Annotated in this window: 4 protein-coding genes; 1 reads left to right on the forward strand and 3 read right to left on the reverse strand. The window is 67.5% G+C overall.

The genetic code is table 11. The annotated features are described in order from the left end of the window. Positions 1-12: 12 nt before the first annotated feature. From ACFYMC_RS29555 to ACFYMC_RS29565, 3 genes are all read right to left on the reverse strand, one after another. The gene (locus ACFYMC_RS29555) at positions 13-975 is read right to left on the reverse strand and encodes an alpha/beta hydrolase (protein WP_388531174.1); all 963 of its coding nucleotides are present in this window, start codon (positions 973-975) and stop codon (positions 13-15) included. Positions 976-1,101: 126 nt separating this feature from the next. Further along, positions 1,102-1,959: a hypothetical protein gene (locus tag ACFYMC_RS29560; RefSeq protein ID WP_388531177.1), complete on the reverse strand. Its 858-nt coding sequence runs from the start codon at positions 1,957-1,959 to the stop codon at positions 1,102-1,104. Positions 1,960-2,200: 241 nt separating this feature from the next. Further along, complete coding sequence (locus ACFYMC_RS29565; RefSeq protein WP_388531179.1) at positions 2,201-2,425, reverse strand: hypothetical protein; 225 nt, start codon at positions 2,423-2,425, stop codon at positions 2,201-2,203. A gap of 295 nt (positions 2,426-2,720) precedes the next feature. Here ACFYMC_RS29565 and ACFYMC_RS29570 point away from each other — a divergent pair. After that, the coding region (locus ACFYMC_RS29570; protein ID WP_388531182.1) for a helix-turn-helix domain-containing protein at positions 2,721-4,289 on the forward strand (1,569 nt) is incomplete at its 3' end.

The following is a 4,289-nucleotide window of genomic DNA, read 5'->3' on the forward strand; positions in this document are numbered from 1 at the left end:
CGGGCCGACAGATCAAACACAAGGCACAAGCAGCCAGCCAGAGTACGAGTCAGGCGCGGCCGGAGCGACACGACCATCATCACAGCCGGAGTAGAGCTCGATGCGGGTTCCGGACAGTTTGGCGAGGTTGGTCGTGGACGCGGGGTTGACGGAGTTCCAGATGCGGTCCGCGTTGAACACGGGGTACGGGGAACCGAAGATCGCGTCACTGTCCACGTACGCGCCGTGTCCGGTGCACTGTCCGGTGCCGGACGGGGTGGAGGTACTCGCCGCGCACACCGCGCCCGTGAGGTTGAGCTCCGTGGCGACAACGGTCCCACGTATCTCCGCCATGCCGAAGTCGATGCCGCCGGAGAGAGACGCGACATGGCCGAAGAGGTCGGGGCGGGCCTCGGCGTAGTGCAGGGCGCCGTAACCACCCATCGACAGGCCGAGGACGGCCCGGTGCCCCCTGTCGGGAACGGTGCGCAGGTTGGCGTCGATGAAGGGAACGACCTGGTTGAGGTGGAAGGATTCCCAGTTGGCCGCCCCGAGGGCGGTGTTCTGCATGACCCAGTCCGCGTACCAGCCCTTTAGGCCACCGTCCGGAACCACGGTGATCATCGAGTTCGACCGCAGGGCCGGAGCCGCGGCGGCGTCGTCGACCGTACCGCCGCCCCCGTGCAGGAAGTACGCCACGGGCCAGCGTTTGTCGGGGTCCGAGGTGTAGCCGGCGGGGAGGAAGACCCGGATCTTGTGGGAGCCGGACAGCATCCCGGTGGTCACCGTGAGGGTGAAGTCGGTGTCGGAGTGCACTTCGACGGCCTGCGGGACCTGCGTCAGGCCGTAGCCGTCGGTGAAGCTCGGGATCTGAGGGGCATCGGCTTGTGCGACCGGGCCGGCGAGGGCGGTCAACAGGATCGCCGCGGTGGTGGCGACGGTGGCCTTGGCCTGTGCTCGGGTGCGGGCGAGCGAACCAAGGAGGGTGACTCCCATGAAGGCTTCTCCTTCTCGTGTGGGTCTGGAGTGGGACGGCGTGGGCCGTGTGGTCAGGACGGCCCACGCGCTCAGTGGATGGCGTCGCAGCCGGGATGGCGCCTTCCGGAGCGACGGGCGGACCGGCTAGGGGTTGTTGGTGACCTGGAAGCCCGCACCGTAGACGCCGGGACGGGCCGCGTCCCGGGCGCGCAGGTCGGCGAGGATGTTCGCCGAGCTCGTGTAGGTGAAGGGCGGGATGCCCACCACGATCGCCTTGGTGATTCCGGCCCAGGGTCCGGTGGCCTGGAAGCCGTTCTCCGCGGACGGGAAGGCACTGCCGGGCACGTGCCAGATGGCCGGGCCCCCCGAGTCACCCGCCTTGTGCGGAGCCCAGGACTGGTAGATGCCCTGGGAGTTGTTGGTGATACGTCCGTAGAAGACACCGAGCTGGCCCGACACCACCAGTTCGTTGTCATCGAACAAGGCCGCCCCCAGCAGGCGTTCCTCGGCGCGAGCAGGATCGGGCGCGTTGGGGCTGGGCCGTCCCGCGCCGACCTGCACCGCGCCCGTCTGCCTCAGGTACGGGCCCTGGGCGGAGGGCGTGACCGCCGAGACCAATTCGATGATCATGTAGTCCTTGGTGGCGTGACCCACCATGGAGCCTTCGGGATCCTTGAAGTACCGCACGTGCCCGATGGGGCCGAAGGCGATGTCGGCCCGGTCATAGACCGGTTGTACGTCCTCGGGGATCTCGCGGTCGGCGTACCTCTCGTCGCGCAGGCAGTGTCCCGCAGAAATGGCGATCTTGCGACCGTACTTGTCCGTGCCGACGGTCCCGATCGTACAGAAGGCGTCCGGGGTGTCGGGGTTGAAGACGATCTGCATGGCGTTGAAGACGCGCTTCGCCGAGCTGTCGCGGTCGACGGCGTTCGCCGTGCCCGTCAACGTCAGGAAAAGTGCGAGGAATCCGGTAAGTACACTGAAAATTCGTCTGTTTCTCATGGATAAGTCCCTCTGGGTGAAAGGTTTGAATCGGGTGCTCGGGAGGCCGTGGCGCGGCGTTCCGTGCCCTCCCCGGTGGGGCGCGGTACGCATGGGGTTGATCGTCGTGCTCGAAGGCCCGCCCTGAGTGCCCTCCGGTCATCCCCGGGAGATTCAGAGGCCGGGTGCGTGCTGGTGCACCGACGGGGATCGGGGCGCTGCGGCCGGCGTCGCGCGCCTGCCGGGGATGACGGGACGGCCCTCAGTGACGGCATGCTGCCGCGAGGATGAGCAGCAGCACGAGAACTCCCAGTATCTGAAGGCATCCGACGCCGTCCGCGTCCCTGCGGTTGATCTGCACATGCCCCCCGGGTTCGATTCCGGGATGCTTGCTGGCGTAGTGCTCGATCTGCTGCCGCTCGGTCTGGGACTCGTTGAGCCACGTCGTCTTGAATTCGCATTCGCCACACCAGTACCGGTATGCCATGTCGACTCCCTGTATCTCGCTTCCGGGTGAACCAAGCCGAATTCCACCGCTTGTTGGCCCTTCCGTTGATGTGTCGTGCACACGTGTCGCGGAGTTGTGGTCGGCGCCGCGCCTGCCCTGTCACGCCGAGCACCGCCGCGTGAAGATCGAAGAGAGCCGCCGTCACAAGCACCCGCTGGCAACTGATGTTCGTGTTCTTGCAGTTCACAGGACAGGACAAGGCACCGGCCATCTGTGGCCGGCCGTCCCGTAGACTCTCTGCGGCCTGTGCTTCGCAAGTGGAGGGGGCACCGAAGTGACCGATGAGCTCGGCGCCCTGTTACGACGGTTGCGCGCTGAGGCTGGACTGACCCAGGAACAGGTGGCGGAAGCCTCTGGAGTGAGCGTGCGGACCATCCGCCGGTTGGAGACCGGCAGGAGTGCCGATCACCGGCTGGGGACGGTGCACCTGCTGGCCGAGGCCCTGAAGCTCACCTCGCAGGACCGGCGGCAGTTGGCTGCCGTGCTCACCCCTACGCCTTCCTCCAGGGCTGCCGGTCCACTGCCGGCAGACGTGGAGTGCCCGGAGCCCGCTCCCGCCCCCCGCGCGCCCCACCGGTTGCCGGCTGCGGGAGCTGCTCCGGCCACCGGAGCGCTCGCAGAATCCCTCGGGGAGTTGGCCCGGGAGCTCAGGAGCCGTTGGCAGCGGGAAGAGGAACAGCGTCAAGTCCACGACCCCTTCCCGCTGCCCGTGCGGTGGCGGCCGGCCCCTACTGACCTGACCGACCATCCGGAAAACGTGCAGCGCCTTCTACCAGGGGCCACTCCCACGCGCGTGGACCTCCTGGGGGACCTCCAGAGCGTGGCCGAGGTCTATCGGAGGATCCCGTCCGGACGCCTGCTAGTCCTCGGACGGGCCGGCTCCGGCAAATCGATCCTGGTGATCAGGCTGATCCTGGACCTTCTGGCGGGTCCCGAGCCCTCCGACTGCGTCCCAGTCGTCTTCAGCGTGGGTTCCTGGGATGCCACGACCACCACCTTGCAGGACTGGCTGGTCGACCAACTACTGCGGGACCACCCGCACTTGGCCCGCCGAACGCCCAGCGGTTCCACACTGGCCGCCGCACTCATCGAAGCCAGCCTCATCTTGCCCGTACTGGACGGGTTCGACGAGATAGCCGAGGGACTGAGGCGACGGGCACTCGAATCACTCAACGCGACCTCGCTGCCGCTCGTCCTGACCAGCCGGCGCGAGGAGTACGAAGAGGCAGTACAAGCGGCACGTACGCCGCTGGTGTGGGCCGCGGGGATCGAACTCGCCGATCTGACCCTCGCGGACGTCGAGGCCTACCTGCCCCGGACCGCCCGGGCCCCCGGCGGGCGAAGCCAGGACGGGGCCCCGGCGTTGTGGGCGCCCCTTCTGGCTGAGTTGCGGTCCTGCGCGACGGGACCGAGCAGGAACCTCGTGGGCGTCCTGACCACACCGCTCATGGTCGTTCTCGCGCGCACGATGTACAGCGAAGCGTCCGAGGGTGATCCGGCGGAACTCCTGGACGCCGAGAGGTTTCCCACCCCCAAGTCCCAAGAAGAGCACCTCCTGGCGGGGTTTGTTTCGACGCTCTACCGACCCCGAGCCGTCGAGCGCGGCGCCGCATGGTTCGGGAGCCGGGCGCGGAGCTGGGATCCTGTGCGGGCCCAACGATGGCTCGGATACCTCGCCCACCACCTGGTGCGACTCGACCGGGACCGGCATGATCTCGCCTGGTGGCAGATCAGCGACTCGCTGCGACCTTGGACCTTGACCCCGGATTTTGGACACCGGAGACACTTGGATCTTGATGGTCCAGGAGAACGGAGTCCCCGTGGGGATGAAGCATTACCCGGC

This window comes from Streptomyces sp. NPDC006879, assembly GCF_042869595.1.
In the GTDB taxonomy this organism is placed as follows: Bacteria; Actinomycetota; Actinomycetes; order Streptomycetales; family Streptomycetaceae; genus Streptomyces.